Genomic DNA, 22,719 nt, shown 5'->3' with positions numbered 1-22,719 from the left:
CAATTTAAGGGCAACCGTATTCAAATCAAAGACATCTGTCGACCCGGCGGACAGAAGGCCTCGCAATCGAGATTGTAACCCTCGCGGCGATTGAGCCCCAGGCGTTTGATCGCCTTGGTGAAGCGCTGGGCCAGCAGGTCGGCGAACGGCCCTTCGCCACGCATGCGTTTGCCGAACTGACTGTCGTACAGCTCGCCGCCACGGCTCTGGCGCACCAGGCTCAGCACATGGGCGGCGCGCTGCGGGTAGTGCGCCTGCAACCATTCTTCGAACAGCGGCGCCACCTCCAAAGGCAGGCGCAACATGATGTAGGAAGCCGTCTGGGCGCCGGCGGCATGGGCTTCGGCCAGCAGCGCCTCGATCTCGCTGTCGTTGATCATCGGAATCATCGGTGCACACAGCACCCCCACCGGGATGCCCGCCTCGCGCATGACCCTGATCGCCCGCAACCGCGCCTTGGGCGCCGCCGCCCGAGGTTCAAGGATGCGCTTGAGTTCATCATCCAGCGTGGTGAGGCTGATCATCACCGCCACCAGCCGCTGCTTCGCAAGTTCGGCCAGCAGGTCCAGGTCCCGCAGGATCAGCGAGCCCTTGGTCACGATGGTCACCGGATGCCGGTAGCGCAGCAGCACTTCGAGGATCCGCCGGGTGATTCGTTGCTCGCGTTCGATGGGCTGATAAGGATCGGTGTTGGAGCCCAGGGCGATCGGCGCGCACTGGTAGCCGCGCTTGGACAGTTGCTCCTCCAGCACATCGGCGGCGTTGGTCTTGGCGATCAGCTTCGTTTCGAAATCCAGCCCTGGCGAGAGATCCCAGTACGCATGGCTGGGCCGCGCAAAGCAATAAATGCAGCCATGCTCGCAGCCGCGATAAGGGTTGATCGAGCGATCGAACGGAATGTCCGGCGAGGTGTTGCGGGTAATGATGGTCTTGGCCGTCTCGATGCGCACTTCGGTGCCCTGGGTCGGCGGTACTTCGTGGTACCAGCCGTCATCCTCGGCCACTGAACGACTCGGCGCGAAGCGATTGTACGGGTTGGCAGCGGTGCCACGGCCGCGAGGCGGAAGAGGAGCTGACATGGGGATACTCCGAAAGCTGTATGTGCATACAGTATCTTCCCCTCGCGGTTCAGGCCAGTGCCGTTTGGCAGGCCGACCTCACGCCTGGATGAAATCGCAGCCAGTTCACAACACTTTGACGTCCTTGTTACGGGTTTTTAACCGGGTCGAACCGAAACTGCTGGCCTTCTATTTCATGGTCGCGGTCGTCCGTACATGCTCAAGCTCTGTTTTCGTTCACTGCTGTGCCTCGCCCTGTTCGCCGGATTTGCCCAGACCGCGGCCCAGGCGGCCGATGCCACTGGAACCCGACCGCCGGAATGGGCCCAGCCAGTGGAAAAGGACTACAACCTTTACCAGATGTCGCCCACGCTCTACCGCAGCTCGCTGCCGGACGGCGGGGCGCTGCCATTGCTGACGAAACTCAGGATCGGCACGGTCATCACCTTTCTGCCGGAGTCTGACGCACGCTGGCTGTCCACACCGGGCATCGAGCAGGTGCAGTTGCCTTACCGCACCAATCACGTCGACGACAGCGACATACTCAAGGCCTTGCGCGCGGTGCAGGCCGCCGAAGCCAAGGGGCCGGTGCTGATGCACTGCAAGCATGGCTCGGACCGCACCGGGCTGGTGGCCGCCATGTACCGGGTGGTGGTGCAGGGCTGGAGCAAGGAAGACGCGCTGAACGAAATGACTGAAGGCGGCTTCGGTGACAGTCACCACTTCAAGGACGGGGTGCGCTACATGATGCAGGCCGATGTGGAAAAACTTCGCACCGCGTTGGCGAACGGCGATTGCAGTACCAGCGTATTTGCCCTTTGCTCCCTGGAAAGCTGGGTCAACTCGACGACGCCGCCCCGACACCTGGATCCGCAAGCGGCCCTTCCCGGTCACTGATCGATCAAGTAGCCGAGAAAGCCGCTATGGACTCAGCCAGAGGCCGCGAATCCCCTGGAGCGAAAATGGTTTCCCGTAGCGCTCGTCCCGTTGCCGGGTTGAACAGCCCCTCGCGTTGGAATCGGCGGAACACCGTGACAGCCATCTCCTTCGACCAGGCATAGGCGTAGATCCGTGCGCCATAGCCTGTCACCAGATAGTCCAGGCCATTGGCCCATCGGTCATTTTCCGTCATCGGCAAGTGCCCGACCTCGGCGCTGGCATATTCGTAGACCTGCTGCACGCTGCGCCCGTCGCCATGGGTGCGGTGCAGCTCGATGTCGAACAATGCGTCGCGCAACAGGGCGGCGGTTTCCCAACTGGCCTGGGTCGTGGCGAAGGCCAGCAGTTGATCGGCGACCTCGTCAGGCATCGTCGCGCCGGTTTGATGATGCTTCGAAACGCGCACCAGGCACTGTTTGGAGAAGCACCATTGTTCGAACAGCACCCCGGCAAATTCGGCGGTGTCGCGGGACAGGCCGGTGATGCCTGACAGGTCGCGATATTCGGCACGGGTCAGGACATGTTGCAGGCAGTGGCCGAACTCATGGAACAGGATTCGCAATTGCAGATGATCGAGCAGCACCGGTTCCGGCCCCGAGCTGCGCGGTAGCCAGGCATGCAGCGCGGCGATGGGATGCCGGGGCCGGCCTTCGGCGGTGATCTGGCGATTGCGCAGTGTGGTGGTGTTGGGAAAGCCGTCTCGGTGGCTGTCCGCGAACGGGTCGAAATAGAGGTAGCCAATCACCGCACCCCATTCGCTGACCTCGAAAAGACGCACGTCCGGGTGCCAGGTCGCCACGTCCTGGCGCTCGGTGAAGGTCACCCCGAACAGCTGCGTTGCGATCAGCAGCAGCTGTGAAAATGTCGACTCCAGCTCGAACCAGGCGCTCAGTGCCTGCCTGGAAATACCCGCTGTCTGCTGGCGAAGCCGGTTCGCCAGGTAGGGGTAGTCCCAGGGCAGGAGTTGGTTGAAACCTTGCTGTGCGGCAAACACCTTTAGCTGCTGGGCGTCGTGCTTGAACATCCGGCGCTGTCGTTCCAGCTGTGCCCGCAGGAACGCCAGGACTTCCTCGGTGGACGCGGCTTGCTCCGGCTCGACCGCCATTTGGGCAAAGTCGCTGTAGCCCAGGGCCCTGGCGTACTGATGACGGTCGTCGAGCAATTGCCTGAGGACATCGCCGTTGTCGAACTGGCCGGCCTGAGGGCCTTGGTCCGAGGCGCGGGTGCTGTAGGCCTCGTACATTTCCTGGCGCAACAGGCGATTATCGGCATAGTGGGTCACGATGCGAAACGATTCATCGCTCAGGGTCAGCAACCATCCTGAGTGACCGGCGTTTTTTGCCTGGAGGGCCATCTGTTGCTTGAAGGACGACGGCAGGCCGCTCAGCCGGGTTTCGTCGTCAACGGTTTTGCTCCAGGCTTTGTTGGCCAGGTGCAGGTTTTCCAGGAACAGCCCCTGCACCTCTTTCATGCGCAGTTTCAACAGGCTCAGGTCGGCCGGCAGGCTGTCAGCCGAGCCGTTCTGCTGGAATTCGCGAAGGATTTTTTCCAGGGCGCGTTTGCGAGGCGCTGAAAAATGCTGGGCAATCTGGCTGCTCGCCAGGCGTTGATAGAGCGTGAACAGCGCGGGATGCCGTTTCAACGACGCCTGGAAGTCATGCAGCCGGTCGTTGCAATCAAACGCGGCCCGCGCCCAGGCGTCGCCGGTCCGGGTCGTGGTCAAAACGTGCAGCAGATAACCGAAGCCTTCCAGGCGTGTGTGGATTCCATCCATCGCCAGCACAAGGTCATCCCAAGTGGGAAAGGGCGTCTGGGTTCGGATGATGTCGGCCACTTGAGCGTGGCTCTGGGCAAGGAGGCGGTCGAGGGCCGGCGCGAAATGCCGGGCCTGGATCTGGGCAAACGGCGGCAGGTCATAGGCCTGCAACAGCGGATTGTCTTCGTCGAGCATGGAAAGCTTCCTGTGAGTCTGGGCTTGATGGCCAGTCTGCAAAGGAAGGGAAGCGCGCCTGCGGTAACTATGTATCGCCCCCGGGGTGGGGGTGATACCGGATCATTCAGTCCGCTCACTTACGACAGGATGAATACATTTGTGGCGAGGGAGCTTGCTCCCGCTTGGGTGCGCAGCACCCACAAGAAGGGGCCGCTACGCTCCCCAGCGGGAGCAAGCTCCCTCGCCACGGGTTTCGCGCTGTCCTTTAGTGAACAGCATAAGGTTCATTCAGTCGGGTTTCTTCTTCAACTTGGGGTTGGGGAAGAACTGCACCGCCTGGACCTTGGCGTCCGGCACTTTGAGCGCTGAGGTGTTGACCCGGGTACCCAATTCTTTGGGCACCGACAGGCCTTGCTCGTTGAGCGTGTCGCTGTAGCCGCAGGCCACGCACTCGCGGTGCGGCACGCCGTCTTCGTTCCACATCATCAATTTGTCCGGCTCACTGCACGCCGGGCAGACCGCCCCGGCGATGAACCGTTTCTTGGTAATCACAGGCTCCTCACTCATGCTGCCGCGTCCTCGCTCAGGCCGCTGTGGCGCAAGAGTGCGTCAATCGACGGCTCGCGGCCACGGAAGTCGACGAACAGCACCATCGGCTCCTGGGAACCGCCACGGGCCAGGATCGCCTCGCGGAAGGCGCGGCCGGTGTCGGCGTTGAGTACGCCTTCTTCCTCGAATCTGGAGAACGCATCGGCCGACAGCACTTCGGCCCATTTGTAGCTGTAATAGCCCGCCGCATAACCGCCGGCGAAAATGTGGGCGAAGCTGTTGGGGAAGCGGTTGTAGGCCGGCGGACGCATCACCGAGACTTCGTCGCGCACGCCTTCGAGCACTTGCGCCACGCTGCGACCGTCGCCGTGGGTGGCGTGCAGTTCGAAGTCGAAGAGCGAGAACTCCAGCTGGCGGACCATCATCAGCCCGGACTGGAAGTTCTTCGCCGCGAGCATCTTCTCCAGCAGGTCCTGGGGCAGCGGCTCGCCGGTTTCGTAGTGGCCGGAAATCAGCGCCAGGCCTTCCGGCTCCCAGCACCAGTTTTCCATGAACTGGCTCGGCAGTTCCACTGCGTCCCAGGCCACGCCGTTGATGCCGGACACGCCGGCATGATCGACGCGGGTCAGCAGGTGGTGCAGGCCATGGCCGAATTCGTGGAACAGGGTGGTGACTTCGTCGTGAGTCAACAGTGCCGGTTTGCCGCTGTCGGCCGGGGTGAAGTTGCACACCAGGTTGGCGACCGGGCTTTGCAACACGCCGTCGAGGGTGCGACGACGGTCGCGGGCACCGTCCATCCAGGCGCCGCCGCGCTTGTTGGCGCGGGCGTAGAGGTCGAAGAAGAAGCGACCGACGTGCTGGCCGTTTTCCTTGATCTCGAACAGGCGTACGTCCGGGTGCCAGCTGTCGAAACCCTTCAGCTCGGCGATCTCGATGCCGTACAGGCGTTGCACGATGGCAAACAGGCCGCTGAGCACTTTGTCGATCGGGAAGTAGGCGCGCAGGGCTTCCTGGGCGACGCTGTAGCGTTGCTGGCGCAGTTTTTCACCGTAGAAACCGCTGTCCCAGCTTTGCAGGTCGGGGCAGCCCTGTTCGGCGGCGAAGGCTTTGAGCTGTTCCAGGTCCTGGGCGGCGAACGGTTTGCTGCGTTTGGCCAGGTCGCGCAGGAAGCTCAGCACCTGATCGCTGGATTCGGCCATCTTGGTCGCCAGGCTCAACTCTGCGAAGTTGGCGAAGCCCAGCAATCGGGCCAGTTCCTGGCGCAGGTCGAGGATCTGTTCCATCACCGGGCCGTTGTCATTCTGGCCGGCGTTCGGACCCTGGTCCGAGGCGCGGGTGCAGTAGGCGGCGTAGACTTCTTCGCGCAGGGCGCGGTCTTCGGCGTAGGTCATCACCGCGTAATAGCTGGGGAATTCCAGGTTGATCAGCCAACCGTCCAGCCCCTTGGCCTGGGCGGCCGCAGCCATTTGCGCCTTGGCCGAGTCGGTCAGGCCAGCGAGGGCGGCTTCATCGGTGACGTGCTTGGTCCAGGCCTGGGTCGCGTCCAGCAACTGGTTGGAGAAGCGACTGCCCAGCTCGGACAGCTTGCTCTGCACCTCGGCGTAGCGCTTTTGCTGCTCGGGCGGTAGGTCGATGCCCGACAGGCGGAAGTCCCGCAGGGAATGTTCGAGGATGGTTTTCTGCGCGACGTCAAAGCCGGCAGCTTCGGGGCTGTTCGCCAAGGCTTCGAAGGCCTGGAACAGCTCGCGGTTCTGGCCCAGCTCGGTGGAGTAGGCACTCAATGCCGGCAGGCAGGCCTCGTAGGCTTCGCGCAATTCAGGACTGTTGCGCACGGCGTTCAAATGGCTGACCGGGCTCCAGGCGGCGCCCAGGCGGTCATTGAGCTCGTCCATCGCCAGCACCAGGCCGGCCCAGGACGGTTGTTGACCCTGGGTCTTGAGGATTTCAGCGATGGCGGCGCGGTTGTCAGCCAGGATCTGTTCGATGGCCGGTTGCACATGCTCGGCACGGATCGCCGAGAATGGCGGCAGGTCGTAGGGCTGCAAAAGAGGATTGTTCACGCTCACGGTTGGCACCTTGGCTGGAAGAAACTTGCAGCCATAGTAATTACAATCGACGTCCACCGCAGCTAGCAGCGCCTATCAGTAGCAGAGAGAGAGCCTATCGTGACCCTTCGCACGTACCAGAATCACCGCCCGCGGCTTGCCCGAGGTGCCTTTGTCGACAGCACCTCGGTGGTGATCGGCGACGTCGAAATCGGCGAAGACAGCTCCGTCTGGCCGCTGACGGTCATCCGCGGCGACATGCACCGCATCCGCATCGGCGCCCGCACCAGCGTGCAGGATGGCTGCGTGCTGCACATCACCCACGCAGGTCCCTTCAACCCCGATGGCTTCCCGTTGCTGATCGGCGACGACGTGACCATCGCCCACAAAGTCATGCTGCACGGCTGCTCGGTGGGCAGCCGGGTATTGATCGGCATGGGCAGCATCGTCATGGACGGCGCGGTGGTCGAGGACGACGTGATCATTGGCGCCGGCAGCCTGGTGCCGCCGGGCAAACGCCTGGAAAGCGGCTTCCTGTACGTGGGCAGCCCGGTCAAACAGGCCCGGCCGCTGACCGACAAGGAGCGAGCGTTTTTCACCTACAGCGCGGCGAACTACGTGAAGCTCAAGGATTTGCACCTGGCGGAAGGTTACGATCAGGTTTGAGGCGCCCACTGTCGATCAGGGTGATTCATCGTGGCGAGGGAGCTCGCTCCCGCTGGGCTGCGAAGCAGTCCTCTTTTTTTTGTGAGCGCTTCGCGCTGGAGCGCCAGCCCGGTCAAGCGGGAGCAAGCTCCCTCGCCACGTACTCGTTTCAGTCCTTAAAATGGACGGCATTTGCACCGCTGCTGGGAGCTTTCATGCACCACCAAACCCTACTCTTCGACCTCGACGGCACCCTTACCGACCCGCGCGAAGGCATCACCCGTTCGATTCAGTTCGCCCTGGGCAAACTGGGCATCGACGAACCCGACCTGACCCGCCTCGAACATTTCATCGGCCCGCCGCTGTTGCAGGCGTTCATGCAGTTCTACGACTTCGACGAAGCGAAGGCTTGGGAAGCGGTGAATTTCTATCGCGAGCGGTTCAAGGTCACCGGGTTGTATGAAAACCGCGTCTTCGACGGCGTGCTGCCCTTGCTGGAAACCCTGGGCAGCCAGGGCCGGCAGTTGTACATCGCGACGTCCAAGCCCTGGGTCTTCGCCCGGGAAATCGCCCGCCACTTCGACTTCGCCCGGCACTTCAAAGTGATCTATGGCAGCGAACTGGACGGCACCCGCACCGATAAAGTCGAATTGATCGCCCACCTGCTCGCTGAAGAAGGCCTCGACCCGAACGACACCCTGATGATCGGCGACCGCAAACACGACCTGATCGGTGCCCGCAGCAACGGCTTGAGCGCAGTGGCGGTGGGCTACGGGTTCGGCAGCCACGAAGAACTCAGCGCCGAAAGCCCGGCGTATCACTTCCAGACGGTGGATGAGTTGCACCGGGCGTTTTTGCGGGATTGATGAAATCGCTTTTCGCGAGCAGGCTCGCTCCCACAGTGTTCCGAGGTGTTCGCAAAATGCGTGATCGCCGCCAATACCTGTGGGAGCGAGCCTGCTCGCGATGAGGGCAGCCGGTGTGGGGCGGCTTTGCGCCCAGCGGGAGCAAGCTCCCTCGCCACGGGGCTAGCGGTTGTGCATGAAGCCCTGGTTTGGTTTCAGCTCCTGAACTGGCTCGGCGCGACGCCGCTCCAGCGTACAAAGGCGTGGCGGAAGCTGGCGGTTTCGCTGAAACCCAGTTTTTCAGCGATCTGGTAGATCGGCAGTTGGGCTTCGCAGAGCATTTGCTTGGCCCGCTCGAAGCGCAGCTCGTCCAGCAAGTCCTGGTAGCTGCAACCCAGGCCCTTGAGGTGTCGGCGCAAGGTGCGTGCCGAGCAGTTCATCTGTTCGGCCAGGCCTTCCAGGCCGGGGGCGGCGTCCAGTTGGGCGTCGAGCAGTTGGCGGATTCGCCCGAGCCAGGCCTGGCGGCCGGTGAATTCGGTGTTTTGCCGGCGGCAGCGTTCGGCCATGGCCTGGTGCGTGATCGGGTCGGCCAGCGGCAGCGGTTGTGCGAGCCAGCGTCGGTCGAAGGCGAACGCATTGTCGAGGCTGTCGAACTGCACCGGGCAATCGAAGCAGGTCCCATAGCGCCCTTGGTAATCCGGCGCCGGGTGTTCGAAGCGCGCCGCGTGCAGGGGCAGCGGGTGGCCGAGCAGGTCGTTGCAGATGACTTTCAGCGAAACCATGCAGAACTCGGCATTGAACGCGGCCAGGGCCGGGTCCTCCCGGTAGTTGCTGGCGCTGAACCAGATGTGCTCGCCGTCTTCCACCAGGCTCAGGTCGAAAAGTGTTCCCAATAGCGCCGGGTAGCGCAGCGCCAGTTGCAGGGCGTCACCTAAGGTGGCACTGGTGAGCAGGGCATAGCCGAGCATGCCGTAGGACGAAACGTGCATGCTGCGCCCCAACTCCAGGCCGATGTCGCGCTTGAGGGCCACGGCGTTGGCGCAGACCTGCAGTTCCTGGTTGGTGGTGATGCGCGTGTCGGCGCGGCTCAGGTCCGCCGGGCTGATGCCGCTGCCGGCCAGCAATACCTCACCGGACAGCCCTTCGTGTTCAAAGGTGCTGAGGACCAGGGAGACGGCGTTAAGGGTGGTGAGGTGGGAATGCAGCATGTCCGTTTCCAGCCTTGGGAAGCTGGAAACGGAGCAAGTTATATGCCGGGTACTTCAGTGTGACGTCGCTGTTGTGGCGAGGGAGCTTGCTCCCGCTGGGCTGCGCAGCAGCCCCCAACAGGCAACCGGCTCTATCCAGGTCAAATGGCGCTGTCTGCTTTACGACTGCTGCGCAGCCGAGCGGGAGCAAGCTCCCTCGCCACAAAAGCCCGTCACCACAAGTTGATGCAGGGCGGTGTCAGATAAGCTCACCACACAGATCCAGCTCAACCAGCCGCCGAACCTCTTCCACCGCCAGCCCGGCGCCAATCAACGCCTGCAACTTGCCGAACGCCGCCTCGCGGGTCATGCCGCCGCCGGACAGCACGCCGACCCCGCGCAAACGGCTGCCGGCCTCGTAGACGTCCAGCTCGACGCCGCCTTCATGGCATTGCGTCACCGCTACGACCACCACGCCGTTATCCCGTGCCCGTGCCAGGCTGGCGAGGAAGGCCGGGTTGTCGCTTGGCCCGGTGCCGCTGCCGTAGCATTCCAGCACCAGCCCCTTTACGCCGCTGCCCAACAGGCCGTCGACGATTTCGGCGCTGATGCCGGGGAATAGCGGCAGCGCGGCGACATTTGCCAGCTGCTTGGGCTGGTCGTAATTCAATTGCGCAGACAAGGACGCGGCTTTCACGCCACCGCCCTGGCGCTCCAGGCGCTTGAACGGATGGCGACCGAAGCTGCGCACTTTCGCGCAGCGGGTCGGCGCCAGCAGCTCACCGTGGAAATACAGGTGCACACCCGGCGCCAGGCCCTGGCCGAGGGCGACCAGCGCACCGCTGAGGTTTTCCCAGGCATCGCTGTCGGTCACGCCGGCCGGCAGCATCGAGCCGGTAAAGCACACTCGTGCATGCAGGCCCAGCAGTTGGAAGCTCATCGCCGCTGCGCTGTAGGCCAGGGTGTCGGTGCCGTGCAGGATCAGCACGCTGTCGCAGCCCTGCACATCCACGGCATCGACCACCGCTTCGCGCAGTTGCTGCCAGTACGCCGGGGTCATGTTGGCGCTGTCGATCAGCGGCGCCATTTCCCGGAAGCGCCATTGCGGGATGACGAGTTCGGGCTGGCTGTGCAGGTAGCCGCGCATCCGCGCTTCGAAGCCGGACGCCGGGGCCAGGCCGTTGGCGCTGGCCTGCATGCCGATGGTGCCGCCGGTATAGAGCACCATGACGTGCTGGGCGGCAGGGTAAGAGGCGGAATTCATTGATGGGTCTCCTGGACGAATACACCTTGCGCCGCAGCATGCCTGCGTGCGCAAGGTGTGTCACGTCGAGTGGCAGGACGCCACTCGTTGCGGTCTGTCGCGGCGGGTGGCGGGGAGCCACCCGCCAGGGCGATCAGCGTTGCGTGGCAGGCGTGCCCTGGGCTGCGCCTTGCTCGCGTGGAGCCGATTGGCTTGGGCTGGTCGGCCAGGCCTTCAGGTCCAGGTCCAGATCGGTGAATTTGCTGGAATCGAACACTGGTTGCTTGACGCCGGCGCGGCGCTGCTCGTCGTAGTCGCGCATCACGCGCAGGCCGACCTTGAACAACATGGCCAGGGCCATCAAGTTGACGAAGGCCAGGCAGGTCATGGTGATGTCGGCGAAGGCGAACACGGTCGAAAGATCCTGCATCGAACCCCATACCACCAGCGCCAGAACCAGGCCGCGGAAAACCATCAGCACGACGCGGTTGCGGCTGAGGAACTGCAGGCTGTTCTCGCCCAGGTAGTAGTTATAGAGGATGCAGGTGAAGACGAACAGCGACAGCGCGACGCTGACGAACACGCGTCCCCAGTCACCGACCACGGCGGCCAGCGAGTTCTGGGTCAGGACGATGCCGTCACCTTCGAAGCCCGGGGTGTAGAAGCCCGACAGCAGGATCAGCAGCGCGGTGCAGGTGCAGATCACGAAGGTGTCGAGGAACACGCTGAAGGCCTGGACCACGCCCTGGGCGCCCGGGTGCTTCACGGCGGCCACGGCGGCGACGTTCGGCGCACTGCCCAGGCCCGCTTCGTTGGCGAACACGCCACGCTTCACGCCCATCACGATGGCGCTGCCGAGCAGGCCGCCGAAGGCTGGGTCGAGGCCGAAGGCGCTCTTGAAGATGGTTTCCAGCATGGCTGGCACGTGTTCGATCTGGGTGCCGATCACGTACAGGGTCACGCCGATATAGGCCAGGGTCTTGATCGGTACCAGTAGGTCGGACACCGCGGCGATGCGTTTGATGCCGCCGATGAAGGTGATGGCCAGCAGCACCGCCAGGACGATACCGGTGTGGCGTGGATCGAAGGCAAAGGCGTTCTGCAGCGAGTGAGTCACGGTGTAGGACTGCAGGCCGATGAAGGCGAAGCCGTAGGTGACCAGCAGCAGGATGGAGAACACCACCGCCATGCCTTTCAGCTTCAGGCCGTGCTGGATGTAGTAGGCCGGACCGCCGCGGTACAGGCCGTCGCCGTCGGCGCGCTTGTAGACCTGGGCCAGGGTGCATTCGAAGAAGCTGCTGGACATGCCCACCAGTGCGGTGACCCACATCCAGAACACAGCGCCCGGGCCGCCGAGGGTCACGGCGATGCCGACACCGGCGATGTTACCGGCGCCGACGCGACCGGCGAGGCTCAGCATCAGGGCCTGGAACGAGCTCAGCTGGCCTGCCTGGCCGTGAAGGGACTCTTTGAAGACACTGAACATGTGGCCGAAATGGCGGAACTGGACGAAGCGCGAGCGGATCGTGAAGTAGCTACCGAGTCCCACAATAAGCAGGATCAGCACTTTCCCTGAGAGGAAGTCGTTGATGACTTCGAGCATGAGTATTCCTCGCTGTTTTTTGTTTAAGCAAATACTGGCCATTTGGAAACATCGCGTTACATTGGTCGGCGAGCGACACAACAGGCGAGGCGATGTTTCGTCCCGGACCACTTCGCGGGTTTGTTATTAGTTCGGGTTTCGCATGTGTTGGGCCTCGTTACCGACGACCGCTCACGCGAAGAGGGGCGGCACTATACCGATCAGTGCGGTGCCCGTCTGCACGGTTGTGGTGCGTCCGCCGAAACGGACCTTTTGCAACACCTGGCCTTTCGGTCAGGTTCTTGTGGGAGCGAGCCTGCTCGCGATGGCTGGCGACACGGTTTTTTCCAACGGCAGCGCGTCATCGTTCATCGCGAGCAGGCTCGCTCCCACAGGTTCAGGCATCCTCGATTGACAGCTTTCAATTAAAAAAAAGGGCTTGGGGAAGGTCCCCAAGCCCTCAAAAGGTGAGAGGTGTCTAGTCCCTCGACCTGGTGAGCAATGGTCGCGTCGATCACGCTTTGAGCGGGACCAGACGCGGAGCGATCATGTTTTCCGGGCGCAGGATGTCGTCGAGCATGGCGTCGTCGAGCAAACCTTCTTCGCGCACCAGTTCCAGCACGCCGCGGCCGCTTTCCAGGGCAACACGGGCGATGCGGGTGGCGTTTTCATAGCCGATGTACGGGTTCAGGGCAGTGACCAGGCCGATGGAGTGTTCGACCAGTTCGCGGCAGCGCGCTTCGTTGGCGGTGATGCCGACGATGCAGTGTTCGCGCAGCATGTCCATGGCCCGTTGCAGCAGGCGGATCGAGTCGAAGATCTTGAAGGCGATCAGCGGCTCCATCACATTCAGCTGCAGTTGGCCGCCTTCGGCCGCCATGGTCAGGGCCAGGTCGTTGCCGATGATCTGGAACGCCACCTGGTTGACCGCTTCCGGGATCACCGGGTTGACCTTGCCGGGCATGATCGAGCTACCTGGCTGGCGAGCCGGCAGGTTGATTTCGTTGATGCCGGTACGCGGCCCGCTGGACAGCAGGCGCAAGTCGTTGCAGATCTTCGACAGCTTGACCGCGGTGCGCTTGAGCATGCCGGAGAACAGCACGAAGGCGCCCATGTCGGAGGTGGCTTCGATCAGGTCGGCAGCCGGGACCAGTGGCTGGCCGCTGATGGTTGCCAGGCGCTGCACGGCCAGGGCCTGGTAGCGTGGGTCGGCGTTGATGCCGGTGCCGATGGCGGTACCGCCCAGGTTCACTTCGGTCAGCAGTTCAGGCGCCAGGGACTTCAGGCGCGCCAGGTCTTCGCTCAGGGTGGTGGCGAAGGCGCGGAATTCCTGGCCGAGGGTCATCGGCACGGCGTCTTGCAGTTGGGTACGGCCCATTTTCAGGACGTGGCTGAATTCCTCACCCTTGGCAGCGAACGCCTGAATCAGGCTGTCGAGGCTGGCCAGCAACGCATCGTGACCCAGCAGCAGACCCAGGCGGATCGCGGTCGGGTAGGCGTCGTTGGTGGACTGCGCCATGTTCACGTCGTTGTTGGGGTGCAGGTACTGATATTCGCCTTTCTGGTGGCCCATGGCCTCCAGCGCGATGTTGGCGATGACTTCGTTGGCATTCATGTTGGTCGACGTGCCGGCGCCGCCCTGGATCATGTCCACCACGAACTCTTCGTGGAAATCGCCGCGGATCAATCGTGCACAGGCTTCGCTGATGGCTGCGTGCTTGGCTTCGCTGAGCTGGCCCAGCTCGCGGTTGGCGTCAGCGGCGGCTTGCTTGACCATGGCCAGGCCGACCACCAGCTTGGGGTAATGCGAGATCGGGACGCCGGAGAGACGGAAGTTGTTTACCGCTCGTAGGGTCTGGATGCCGTAGTACGCTTGCGCCGGTACTTCGAGTACGCCAAGCAGGTCTTTTTCTGTGCGGAAAGATGCAGCGGAGGACATGATAGAAATCATCTCGATAAGGACCCGGTCTGAGCCGGAACGCTGCGAATCCTAGGCCTGGATAGAAATTTGGGCCAATGCTGTTAAACACTGGCCTATGCAGATTCGGCATAATGCCGGTGTGACGCCGAAGGTGCGGCGAACGTGTGACCTGTTTTGGTGCGTCGGGAGGTTGTATGAATCTTGAAAGCAAGTGGCTCGAGGACTTCAGTGCCCTGGCCGCGACCCGGAGTTTCTCCCAAGCGGCTGAACGGCGCTTCGTGACGCAGCCGGCGTTCAGCCGACGCATCCGCAGCCTTGAAGCGGCGCTGGGCCTGACGCTGGTCAACCGTTCCCGCACGCCGGTGGAGCTGACGGCAGCGGGGCAGTTGTTCCTGGTGACGGCGCGCACGGTGGTGGAGCAGTTGGGCGAGGTGTTGCGTCACTTACATCACCTGGAAGGCGGACAGGGCGAGGTGATCCAGGTGGCAGCCGCGCATTCCCTGGCGCTGGGTTTTTTCCCACGTTGGATCGCGCAGTTGCGCAACGACGGGATGAACATCGCCACGCGGCTGGTGGCGACCAACGTCGGCGATGCCGTGCACGCCCTGCGCGAGGGCGGCTGCGACCTGATGCTGGCCTTCTACGATCCGGATTCGGCGATGCAGATGGATCCTGAGATTTTCCCATCCCTGCACCTGGGACAGACCGAAATGCTCCCGGTCTGCGCCGCCGATGCCGGTGGCAAACCGTTATTCGACCTCGAAGGTGAAACCAGCGTGCCATTGCTGGCCTACAGCGCCGGGGCGTTCCTCGGGCGTTCGGTCAACCAGTTGTTGCGCCAGCGAGCGCTGCGGTTCACCACGGTCTACGAGACGGCCATGGCCGACAGCCTCAAGAGCATGGCCCTGGAAGGCCTGGGCATCGCCTGGGTGCCGCACCTGAGCGTGCGCGCCGAACTGGCCAGGGGCGAGCTGGTAATCTGCGGCGGGGCGCAATGGCACGTGCCGCTGGAAATCCGCCTGTATCGCTGCGCCTTGGTGCGCAAGGCCAATGTGCGGCTGCTGTGGCGCAAGTTGGAGGGTGGGGTGGCACAGGGTGTCCCCCATTCTTGATAACGACACATATCCCCTGTGGGAGCGAGCTTGCTCGCGATAACGGTGGGCCAGTTTGCACCGATGTCGCTGATCCGACGCCATCGCGAGCAGGCCCGCCCACAGGGAATTGAGGTGTGCGTTCGCTGACCTTCGGGTCAATAAAATCGCCGTTTAACCGCAAATGACAGATGGTCGCGACAGGGGCTGTTTATCTGCTTCATTGCGGTATACTGCGCGGCCTTCGGCCGGTCCAGATCGGCCATTATTCGTACAACAAGCCACGCCGGTTTCCCGCGTGGCTTGTTGTTTTTTGACGCGCCTGCGGGCGCCCAGAGAGAAGAGGCACGTTGATGAGTGCATTGGTTGGCGTGATCATGGGCTCCAAGTCCGACTGGTCCACCCTTAGCCACACCGCCGATATGCTGGAAAAGCTCGGCATCCCCTACGAGGTGAAAGTGGTGTCTGCCCACCGCACCCCGGACCTGCTGTTCCAGTACGCCGAAGAAGCCGAGGCCCGTGGCATCGAGGTGATCATCGCCGGTGCCGGTGGCGCGGCTCACCTGCCTGGCATGTGTGCGGCCAAGACCCACCTGCCAGTGTTGGGCGTGCCGGTGCAGTCGTCGATGCTCTCGGGCGTCGATTCGCTGCTGTCGATCGTACAGATGCCGGCCGGTATCCCGGTCGCGACCCTGGCCATCGGCAAGGCCGGTGCGATCAACGCAGCCCTGTTGTCGGCAAGCATCCTGGGCGCCAAGCACCCACAGTTCCATACCGTGCTGAAAAAATTCCGCGCTGAGCAGACAGACAGCGTCCTGGACAATCCAGACCCACGCATTGCCTGAGGTGGTTGACGAATGAAGATCGGTGTAATCGGTGGCGGCCAGTTGGGTCGCATGTTGGCCCTGGCAGGTACGCCGCTGGGGATGAACTTCGCTTTCCTGGACCCGGCGCCGGACGCCTGCGCTGCCGCGCTGGGTGAACACCTGCGAGCCGACTACGGTGACCAGGATCACCTGCGTCAGCTGGCCGATGAAGTCGATCTGGTGACCTTCGAGTTCGAAAGCGTCCCGGCCGAAACCGTGGCCTTCCTGTCGCAATTCGTCCCGGTCTACCCCAGCGCCGAAGCCTTGCGCATCGCCCGTGACCGCTGGTTCGAAAAGAACATGTTCAAGGACCTGGGCATCCCCACGCCTGCTTTCGCCGACATCCAGTCCCAGGCCGACCTGGACGCCGCCGTCGCCGCGATCGGCTTGCCGGCGGTGCTGAAGACCCGGACCCTGGGTTATGACGGCAAGGGCCAGAAAGTCCTGCGCAACCCTGAAGACGTGGTCGGTACGTTCGCCGAACTGGGCAGCGTGGGTTGCCTGCTGGAAGGCTTCGTGCCGTTCACCGGGGAGGTCTCGCTGATTGCCGTGCGCGCTCGTGACGGTGAAATCCGTTTCTACCCGCTGGTGCACAACACCCACAAGGACGGCATCCTCAAGCTGTCCGTCGTCAGCACCGACCATCCGCTGCAGGCCCTGGCCGAGGACTATTCGAGCCGGGTGCTCAAGCAGCTCGATTATGTCGGCGTCATGGCGTTCGAGTTCTTTGAAGTGGACGGCGGCCTCAAGGCCAACGAAATCGCGCCTCGGGTGCACAACTCCGGGCACTGGACCACCGAAGGTGCCGAATGCAGCCAGTTCGAAAACCACCTGCGGGCGGTGGCCGGGCTGCCGCTGGGCTCGACCGCCAAGGTCGGTGAAAGCGCGATGCTGAACTTCATCGGCAAGGTGCCGGACACCGAGAAGGTACTGACAATCGCCGACTGCCATCTGCACCATTACGGCAAGGCGTTCAAGGCCGGGCGCAAGGTAGGTCACGCCAACCTGCGCTGTGCTGACCGGGCGACCCTGGCCCAGCAGATCATCAAGGTCGAGACGCTGATCGCCGAGCAATAATCTGCAACATGGTTGGAACCATTCGTCGGTCGAATTCTCTCATGGCAAGGTGCCAAAGCCCGACTAGGCTTTGGCATAAGCTTCTCAATCGAACGGGGAATTGCCATGGGAATCATTGGAACCATCTTCATCGGCCTGATCGTCGGCCTGCTGGCGCGCTTCCTTAAACCGGGCGATGACAGCATGGGTTGGATCATGACCATCCTGCTGGGTATCGGCGGTTCGCTGGCAGCCACCTACGGCGGCCAGGCCCTGGGCATCTACCAGGCTGGCCAGGGCGCGGGCTTCATCGGTGCCCTGGTGGGCGCGATCGTGCTGCTGGTGATCTACGGCCTGATCAAAAGAAACTGATTCAAATGCGACAAAGCCCTCTGCTCGCGGCGCGTGCAGGGGGCTAGAATGCCCGGCGTTTCACTTTTCACTCATTGCCGAGCCCTTTCATGCGCCGTCTAGTGTTGACCCTTCTTCTGTTGAGCGGTGGCCTGGTCCAAGCCGCCGAACTGCCGGAAACCGACTGGCTCGAACTGATGCCCAAATCGGACCAGAAAGCTCTCGAAGCCATGCCCGAGATCGACCACAACTCCCCCGAGGCCGACGGCACGTTCACCCATAAAGGTGGCCTGAAGCAAAGCAAAGGCTTGCCGGCGGTGATGTATTCGACCAAGACCGTGGCGTCGATGAACGACAAGCACATCCGCATCGGCGGCTACCCGGTGCCCCTGGAGACCGACGCCAAGGGCCGCAGCACCCTGTTCTTCCTGGTGCCATACCCCGGCGCCTGCATCCACGTCCCGCCACCGCCGCCCAACCAACTGGTGCTGGTGCGCTATCCCAAGGGGCTGAAGCTGGACGACATCTACACGCCGCTGTGGGTAACCGGCACGCTGAAGATCGAAAAGGTCGACAACGACCTGGCGAGCGCGGCGTATGCGCTGGATGCAGAGAAGGTGAGGGTGGTGCAGGAAGCGGACCTGTAGACGTACGACGGGCCTGACACAAATCCCCTGTGGGAGCGAGCCTGCTCGCGATTGCGGTGCACCAGTCACAAAAAAAGCTGGCTGACAGTCCGCCATCGCGAGCAGGCTCGCTCCCACATTAAGTGTTTTTGTGGTGTGGCTTAGAGCGGCTTGCTACCGATGCTCACGCCAAGGGTGTGGCTGGCCTCAGGCAACAGCGTCACCACATCCTCCATCACATTCGCCGTCTCGATGCACAGCATCCGTTGCCAGCCATCATCGGCCATGTCACTGAACGCCTTGGCGCGTTCGATCCAGGGGTTCCAGATCACCGCCGAACGCGAGCCACTGCTGGTCAGTTCAATCCGGCGCCCCCACTGTGGGTCAACGATGCTCAGGACGGGCGGAGTTTCGAGGTAGATACGGTCGGTCTCGCCGGCAAAGTTCAGGTGGCCTGTTTGAGCGACGGTTTTCCAGTCGTCCAGGGTTTCGATATAGCGCAGGCCATCTACCCCTTCGACATGCACGTTGCGTACGTCGCTCACGGCGAAATAACTGTGCAGCGCCTGGCTCAAGGTGACGGTTTCGCTGCCCCGGTTATGGCTGGTGAGGCGGATGTGCAGCTGCTCGTCCATCACGATGGTCAGGCTCAGGTCCACCTGATGCGGCCAGCCCGAGAGGCCGTTTTCGGGGTAGGGCAGGACGAATTCCACTGCCAGGCTTTCGCCTTGGGTCTGGATGCCTTTGAGTTCCCAGTCCATCGCTCGCACCAGTCCGTGGGCGGTGGCCGGGTCGTTGCTCACCCGCATGGCCTGGACGCTCTCGGGGTTGCGGGTCAGGTTACCGAACCACGGCCAGCAGACCGGTACACCGGCACGGATGCTTTTGCCGGCTTTGAACGTGGCCTGGTCGTTAAGCCAGATCAGCGGCGGCTGGCCGTCGACCTGGTAGCTGAGGATATGCGCGCCTTGCTGGGCCACCAGCAACTCGGCCTGGCCGTGGCGGATGCGCCAGGCGTTCAGTTCATCCAGTTTGACGGCTTCGACGTTGGGCGTAGGCATGTTGCATTCTCGCTCGGGAACAGGAACTGCAATGGACCACAAAACGGTCGCCGTGTTTAACGGGCGCGTGGCGGGACCGAACGCGTGCGACCGCTGCCGTCGATGGCGACGAAGACAAACACCGCCTCGGTCACTTTGCGCCATTCGCTGGACAGCGGATCGTCGCTCCAGACCTCGACCATCATCTGGATCGAGCTGCGGCCGATTTCCAGGGCCTGGGTATAAAAGGAAAGCTGCGCACCCACCGCCACCGGCACCAGGAACGCCATGCGATCGATCGCCACGGTGGCGACGCGTCCGCCCGCTACCTTGCTGGCCATGGCCGTGCCGGCCAGGTCCATCTGGGACACCAGCCAGCCGCCGAAAATATCGCCAAAGCCGTTGGTCTCACGCGGGAGTGCGGTGATTTGCAGGGCCAGGTCGCCTTGCGGGATTGGATCTTCTTGTTCGAGCTCTATCATGCCGAGGGGCCTCTGACCCGTAACTCTGTCTTGTGCTTCAGGGTGAACAGCCGTCTTTGAAAAAAACGATTCATCCCGAACATGCCAGGTTCTTCACGTTTTTCGTCAAGGCGTGCCAAGGGATACTCTGCGAAACCGGCTGGTCTTGTACTACACCACCAACGGCGTTTTCGCACAGCAACCCCTTACAGAGTGTTGCAAGGTTGCGAGTATATCGGGCGATAGGCGTCGCGACGACCATTGGGTTCCGATTTCGGCTGTCAATCACGCGCCTCTATGTGCTTTTTCGAACAATTTGCTATCGTGCCGGACCTGCCCAGGCCCCAACCCGTTTGCCAGGGTTGCAGAAACTACTATAAGAGAAGTCCTTGCCATGACCCTTGCGCCTTCGAGCACGGCGACGCCATCCCAACCCGCACGACCGTTGACCCGCAACGATTACAAGACCTTGTCGCTGTCGGCCTTGGGTGGCGCGCTGGAGTTCTACGATTTCATCATTTTCGTGTTCTTTGCCACCGTGGTCGGCAAATTGTTCTTCCCCGCCGACATGCCCGAATGGCTGCGCCTGATGCAGACCTTCGGTATTTTCGCCGCCGGCTACCTGGCCCGGCCGCTGGGCGGGATCATCATGGCCCACTTCGGCGACCTGCTGGGACGCAAGAAGATGTTCACCCTGAGCATTTTCATGATGGCGGTACCCACCCTGATCATGGGCCTGCTGCCCACCTATGCGCAGATCGGCATGTGGGCGCCGATGTTGCTGCTGCTGATGCGGGTCATCCAGGGCGCGGCCATCGGCGGCGAAGTGCCGGGCGCCTGGGTATTCGTTTCCGAACACGTTCCGGCGCGGCACATCGGCTACGCCTGCGGCACGCTGACTTCGGGTCTGACGGCCGGGATCCTGTTGGGCTCGCTGGTGGCGACCGCCATCAACAGCATTTATACCCCGGTGGAAGTGGCGGACTACGCCTGGCGGATCCCGTTCCTGCTGGGCGGTGTGTTCGGCCTGTTCTCGGTCTACCTGCGTCGCTGGCTGCACGAGACCCCGGTGTTCGCCGAGTTGCAATTGCGCAAGGCCCTGGCCGAGGAAGTGCCGTTGCGGGCGGTGCTGCGTGACCATCGTGGCGCTATCGCCATTTCGATGCTGCTGACCTGGCTGCTGTCCGCCGCCATCGTGGTGTTGATCCTGATGACCCCGACCGTGTTGCAAACGGTTTATCACTTTGCGCCGACCACCGCGTTGCAATCCAACAGCGTGGCGATCGTGCTCTTGAGCGTTGGCTGCATCCTCGCCGGTGTGCTGGCGGATCGCTTCGGCGCCGGACGCGTCTTCGTGTTTGGTTGCGCGGCGTTGCTGGCCAGTTCCTGGACCTTCTACCACAGCCTGGCCGACCACCCCGGCTGGCTGTTCCCGATGTATGCCCTCACCGGTCTGCTGGTGGGTACCATCGGTGCAGTCCCGTATGTCATGGTCAAGGCCTTCCCGCCGGTCGTGCGTTTCAGCGGGTTGTCGTTTTCCTACAACGTTGCCTACGCCATTTTCGGCGGCCTGACGCCGATGATCGTCAGCCTGTTGCTCAAGGAAAGTCCGATGGGGCCGGCGTATTACGTGGCGATCCTGTGTGGGATGGGGATTGTGGTGGGGGCGTATCTCTGGAAGAAGGGGCGCTAGGCACCGAGTCTTTCATCGGCTTTACCGGCCTCATCGCGAGCAGGCTCGCTCCCACAATGGTTCTGCGCACACCGCAAACCCCTGTGGGAGCGAGCCTGCTCGCGATTAGGGGGCATCACGAATCATCCTGCAAAACTCAATGCTGGCCTTTCATCCAATTGTCATATTTCAGCCATAGAGTGTTCACACGGCTTACCGATACTTGGCCGACTTAACACACCCTATCTGCTAGGAGTAAGGCATGAAACTGAAGCGTTTGATGGCGGCAATGACGTTTGTCGCTGCTGGCGTCGCGACTGCCCACGCGGTTGCCGCTGTTGACCCTGCGATCCCGAGCTACACCAAGACCACTGGTGTATCGGGCAACCTGTCCAGCGTCGGCTCCGATACCCTGGCCAACCTGATGACCTTGTGGGCCGAGAACTACAAGAAAGAATACCCAAACGTAAACATCCAGATTCAAGCCGCCGGTTCCTCCACCGCGCCGCCCGCCCTCACCGAAGGCACCGCCAACCTGGGCCCGATGAGCCGCAAGATGAAGGACAACGAACTGCAAGCCTTCGAGCAGAAGTACGGCTACAAGCCAACCGCTATCCCGGTGGCCGTGGACGCCCTGGCCGTCTTCGTGCACAAGGACAACCCGATCCAGCACCTGACCATGGAACAGGTCGATGCGATCTTCTCGTCCACTCGCCTGTGCGGTGGTAAAGCCGATGTGAAAACCTGGGGCGACCTGGGTGTGACCGGCGACCTGGCCAACAAGCCGGTGCAACTGTTCGGTCGTAACTCGGTATCCGGCACCTACGGCTACTTCAAGGAAGAAGCCCTGTGCAAAGGCGACTACAAGCCTAACGTCAACGAACAACCAGGCTCGGCTTCGGTCGTGCAGTCGATCAGCTCCTCGCTGAACGGCGTCGGTTACTCGGGCATCGGCTACAAGACCGCCAGCGTGAAAACCGTGGCCCTGGCCAAGAAAGGCAGCTCCGAGTTCATCGAAGACACCGAAGAAAACGCACTGAACGGCAAGTACCCGCTGTCGCGTTTCCTCTACGTGTATGTCAACAAGGCGCCGAACAAGCCGCTGGCCCCGCTGGAAGCCGAGTTCGTGAAGCTGATCCTGTCCAAGCAAGGCCAGGAAGTCGTGGTCAAGGACGGCTACATCCCACTGCCAGCCAAGGTAGCCGCCAAGGCCCTGGCTGATCTGGGCCTGTCCGAAGGCGACAGCGTCGCCAAGAAGTAACACCTGAGCCCGGGCCAATGCCCGGGCTTTCTGTGGGAGTGAGGTTACTCCCACAGACACTAATTTCCTGTCCGCTGCCGGTTTCCACGGGCGGCGGATTTGTTGCGTCACTGCATTGTCATCTTTCTGTCATACAGGATCGCTAGGGTGTGCGCATGAATGATCTGGCCAATTCCCCAATGACTACGACTTCCCCTCCCAAGCGCATTGACTTCAATACGCCTGAGCTGCAACGCAAGCGCCGCATCCGTGCGCTCAAGGATCGCCTGACCCGCTGGTACGTGCTGGTGGGCGGCCTCGCCGTCCTGGCGGCCATCACCCTGATTTTTTTCTTCCTGGCCTACGTGG

20 protein-coding genes are annotated in these 22,719 nt (G+C 62.4%); 10 read left to right on the top strand and 10 right to left on the bottom strand.

Going from position 1 to position 22,719, the window contains the following annotated elements; all coding sequences use genetic code 11:
• Nucleotides 1-20: 20 nt before the first annotated feature.
• Nucleotides 21-1,079, bottom strand: coding sequence for a PA0069 family radical SAM protein (locus tag ACLEJQ_RS23515; RefSeq protein ID WP_440798938.1), 1,059 nt, complete (start codon nt 1,077-1,079; stop codon nt 21-23).
• A 195-nt stretch (nt 1,080-1,274) separates the two neighbouring features.
• On the opposite strand from ACLEJQ_RS23515, the gene ACLEJQ_RS23510 reads away from it, so the two are divergent.
• The gene (locus ACLEJQ_RS23510; protein ID WP_440798936.1) at nt 1,275-1,955 is read left to right on the top strand and encodes a phosphatase domain-containing protein; all 681 of its coding nucleotides are present in this window, start codon (nt 1,275-1,277) and stop codon (nt 1,953-1,955) included.
• A 4-nt stretch (nt 1,956-1,959) separates the two neighbouring features.
• Here ACLEJQ_RS23510 and ACLEJQ_RS23505 read toward each other — a convergent pair whose 3' ends face one another.
• From ACLEJQ_RS23505 to prlC, 3 genes are all read right to left on the bottom strand, one after another.
• Nucleotides 1,960-3,948, bottom strand: coding sequence for a M3 family metallopeptidase (locus ACLEJQ_RS23505; protein ID WP_440798934.1), 1,989 nt, complete (start codon nt 3,946-3,948; stop codon nt 1,960-1,962).
• Between the two features lie 270 nt (nt 3,949-4,218).
• Nucleotides 4,219-4,497, bottom strand: coding sequence for a YheV family putative zinc ribbon protein (locus ACLEJQ_RS23500; protein WP_440798932.1), 279 nt, complete (start codon nt 4,495-4,497; stop codon nt 4,219-4,221).
• Nucleotides 4,494-6,545, bottom strand: coding sequence for an oligopeptidase A (prlC, locus tag ACLEJQ_RS23495; RefSeq protein ID WP_440798930.1), 2,052 nt, complete (start codon nt 6,543-6,545; stop codon nt 4,494-4,496). The genes ACLEJQ_RS23500 and prlC overlap by 4 nt, the downstream gene beginning before the upstream one ends.
• Nucleotides 6,546-6,644: 99 nt before the next feature.
• Here prlC and ACLEJQ_RS23490 point away from each other — a divergent pair, with 99 nt between their 5' ends.
• Complete coding sequence (locus ACLEJQ_RS23490) at nt 6,645-7,190, top strand: gamma carbonic anhydrase family protein (RefSeq protein ID WP_440798928.1); 546 nt, start codon at nt 6,645-6,647, stop codon at nt 7,188-7,190.
• A 194-nt stretch (nt 7,191-7,384) separates the two neighbouring features.
• Nucleotides 7,385-8,035 carry an HAD family hydrolase gene (locus ACLEJQ_RS23485; RefSeq protein WP_440798926.1) on the top strand — a complete coding sequence of 217 codons (651 nt, stop codon included), beginning with the start codon at nt 7,385-7,387 and terminating at the stop codon, nt 8,033-8,035.
• 194 nt (nt 8,036-8,229) lie between these two features.
• On the opposite strand, the gene ACLEJQ_RS23480 is transcribed toward ACLEJQ_RS23485, so the two are convergent.
• The 4 genes from ACLEJQ_RS23480 to aspA all read right to left on the bottom strand — a co-directional run bounded on the left by ACLEJQ_RS23480 (nt 8,230) and on the right by aspA (nt 13,965).
• Nucleotides 8,230-9,222: an AraC family transcriptional regulator gene (locus ACLEJQ_RS23480; RefSeq protein ID WP_440798924.1), complete on the bottom strand. Its 993-nt coding sequence runs from the start codon at nt 9,220-9,222 to the stop codon at nt 8,230-8,232.
• Between the two features lie 238 nt (nt 9,223-9,460).
• Entirely contained in the window at nt 9,461-10,465 is a 1,005-nt protein-coding gene (locus ACLEJQ_RS23475) for an asparaginase (protein ID WP_440798922.1), read from the bottom strand.
• A gap of 133 nt (nt 10,466-10,598) precedes the next feature.
• Entirely contained in the window at nt 10,599-12,047 is a 1,449-nt protein-coding gene (locus ACLEJQ_RS23470; RefSeq protein WP_053150391.1) for an alanine/glycine:cation symporter family protein, read from the bottom strand.
• Between the two features lie 493 nt (nt 12,048-12,540).
• Complete coding sequence (gene aspA, locus ACLEJQ_RS23465; protein ID WP_440798920.1) at nt 12,541-13,965, bottom strand: aspartate ammonia-lyase; 1,425 nt, start codon at nt 13,963-13,965, stop codon at nt 12,541-12,543.
• Between the two features lie 176 nt (nt 13,966-14,141).
• On the opposite strand from aspA, the gene ACLEJQ_RS23460 reads away from it, so the two are divergent.
• The 5 genes from ACLEJQ_RS23460 (at nt 14,142) to ACLEJQ_RS23440 (ending at nt 17,958) form a co-directional block, all read left to right on the top strand.
• Nucleotides 14,142-15,059, top strand: a complete 918-nt coding sequence (locus tag ACLEJQ_RS23460; protein WP_440798918.1) for a LysR substrate-binding domain-containing protein — start codon at nt 14,142-14,144, stop codon at nt 15,057-15,059.
• A 332-nt stretch (nt 15,060-15,391) separates the two neighbouring features.
• Entirely contained in the window at nt 15,392-15,883 is a 492-nt protein-coding gene (gene purE / locus ACLEJQ_RS23455; RefSeq protein WP_003196369.1) for a 5-(carboxyamino)imidazole ribonucleotide mutase, read from the top strand.
• 12 nt (nt 15,884-15,895) lie between these two features.
• Complete coding sequence (locus tag ACLEJQ_RS23450) at nt 15,896-16,981, top strand: 5-(carboxyamino)imidazole ribonucleotide synthase (RefSeq protein WP_440798916.1); 1,086 nt, start codon at nt 15,896-15,898, stop codon at nt 16,979-16,981.
• A 105-nt stretch (nt 16,982-17,086) separates the two neighbouring features.
• Nucleotides 17,087-17,332 (top strand): GlsB/YeaQ/YmgE family stress response membrane protein, encoded by a 246-nt coding sequence (locus tag ACLEJQ_RS23445; protein WP_003187057.1) that lies wholly within the window; start codon nt 17,087-17,089, stop codon nt 17,330-17,332.
• A gap of 89 nt (nt 17,333-17,421) precedes the next feature.
• Nucleotides 17,422-17,958: a DUF3299 domain-containing protein gene (locus tag ACLEJQ_RS23440; protein ID WP_440798914.1), complete on the top strand. Its 537-nt coding sequence runs from the start codon at nt 17,422-17,424 to the stop codon at nt 17,956-17,958.
• 140 nt (nt 17,959-18,098) lie between these two features.
• On the opposite strand, the gene ACLEJQ_RS23435 is transcribed toward ACLEJQ_RS23440, so the two are convergent.
• A complete protein-coding gene (locus ACLEJQ_RS23435) occupies nt 18,099-18,998 on the bottom strand; it encodes a D-hexose-6-phosphate mutarotase (RefSeq protein ID WP_440798913.1) in 900 nt (299 codons plus the stop codon).
• 56 nt (nt 18,999-19,054) lie between these two features.
• The gene (locus ACLEJQ_RS23430) at nt 19,055-19,459 is read right to left on the bottom strand and encodes an acyl-CoA thioesterase (RefSeq protein WP_003177184.1); all 405 of its coding nucleotides are present in this window, start codon (nt 19,457-19,459) and stop codon (nt 19,055-19,057) included.
• A 373-nt stretch (nt 19,460-19,832) separates the two neighbouring features.
• On the opposite strand from ACLEJQ_RS23430, the gene ACLEJQ_RS23425 reads away from it, so the two are divergent.
• Nucleotides 19,833-21,131 carry an MFS transporter gene (locus tag ACLEJQ_RS23425; protein WP_440798911.1) on the top strand — a complete coding sequence of 433 codons (1,299 nt, stop codon included), beginning with the start codon at nt 19,833-19,835 and terminating at the stop codon, nt 21,129-21,131.
• Between the two features lie 241 nt (nt 21,132-21,372).
• Nucleotides 21,373-22,371: a phosphate ABC transporter substrate-binding protein PstS gene (locus ACLEJQ_RS23420; RefSeq protein ID WP_440798909.1), complete on the top strand. Its 999-nt coding sequence runs from the start codon at nt 21,373-21,375 to the stop codon at nt 22,369-22,371.
• Nucleotides 22,372-22,719 lie beyond the last annotated feature (348 nt).

It is taken from the genome of Pseudomonas sp. SMV71 (assembly GCF_052042015.1).
Lineage (GTDB): Bacteria > Pseudomonadota > Gammaproteobacteria > Pseudomonadales > Pseudomonadaceae > Aquipseudomonas.
The sequence above is the reverse complement of the archived record's forward strand: the minus strand, read 5'-3'. Positions and strand labels throughout refer to the sequence as shown.

Coding starts and splice junctions, on each gene's coding strand:
- ACLEJQ_RS23515 (WP_440798938.1), bottom strand. CDS start 1,079: ATGTCAGCTCCTCTTCCGCCTCGCGGCCGTGGCACCGCTGCCAACCCG.
- ACLEJQ_RS23510 (WP_440798936.1), top strand. CDS start 1,275: ATGCTCAAGCTCTGTTTTCGTTCACTGCTGTGCCTCGCCCTGTTCGCC.
- ACLEJQ_RS23505 (WP_440798934.1), bottom strand. CDS start 3,948: ATGCTCGACGAAGACAATCCGCTGTTGCAGGCCTATGACCTGCCGCCG.
- ACLEJQ_RS23500 (WP_440798932.1), bottom strand. CDS start 4,497: ATGAGTGAGGAGCCTGTGATTACCAAGAAACGGTTCATCGCCGGGGCG.
- ACLEJQ_RS23485 (WP_440798926.1), top strand. CDS start 7,385: ATGCACCACCAAACCCTACTCTTCGACCTCGACGGCACCCTTACCGAC.
- ACLEJQ_RS23480 (WP_440798924.1), bottom strand. CDS start 9,222: ATGCTGCATTCCCACCTCACCACCCTTAACGCCGTCTCCCTGGTCCTC.
- ACLEJQ_RS23475 (WP_440798922.1), bottom strand. CDS start 10,465: ATGAATTCCGCCTCTTACCCTGCCGCCCAGCACGTCATGGTGCTCTAT.
- ACLEJQ_RS23470 (WP_053150391.1), bottom strand. CDS start 12,047: ATGCTCGAAGTCATCAACGACTTCCTCTCAGGGAAAGTGCTGATCCTG.
- aspA (WP_440798920.1), bottom strand. CDS start 13,965: ATGTCCTCCGCTGCATCTTTCCGCACAGAAAAAGACCTGCTTGGCGTA.
- ACLEJQ_RS23460 (WP_440798918.1), top strand. CDS start 14,142: ATGAATCTTGAAAGCAAGTGGCTCGAGGACTTCAGTGCCCTGGCCGCG.
- purE (WP_003196369.1), top strand. CDS start 15,392: ATGAGTGCATTGGTTGGCGTGATCATGGGCTCCAAGTCCGACTGGTCC.
- ACLEJQ_RS23450 (WP_440798916.1), top strand. CDS start 15,896: ATGAAGATCGGTGTAATCGGTGGCGGCCAGTTGGGTCGCATGTTGGCC.
- ACLEJQ_RS23445 (WP_003187057.1), top strand. CDS start 17,087: ATGGGAATCATTGGAACCATCTTCATCGGCCTGATCGTCGGCCTGCTG.
- ACLEJQ_RS23440 (WP_440798914.1), top strand. CDS start 17,422: ATGCGCCGTCTAGTGTTGACCCTTCTTCTGTTGAGCGGTGGCCTGGTC.
- ACLEJQ_RS23435 (WP_440798913.1), bottom strand. CDS start 18,998: ATGCCTACGCCCAACGTCGAAGCCGTCAAACTGGATGAACTGAACGCC.
- ACLEJQ_RS23430 (WP_003177184.1), bottom strand. CDS start 19,459: ATGATAGAGCTCGAACAAGAAGATCCAATCCCGCAAGGCGACCTGGCC.
- ACLEJQ_RS23425 (WP_440798911.1), top strand. CDS start 19,833: ATGACCCTTGCGCCTTCGAGCACGGCGACGCCATCCCAACCCGCACGA.
- ACLEJQ_RS23420 (WP_440798909.1), top strand. CDS start 21,373: ATGAAACTGAAGCGTTTGATGGCGGCAATGACGTTTGTCGCTGCTGGC.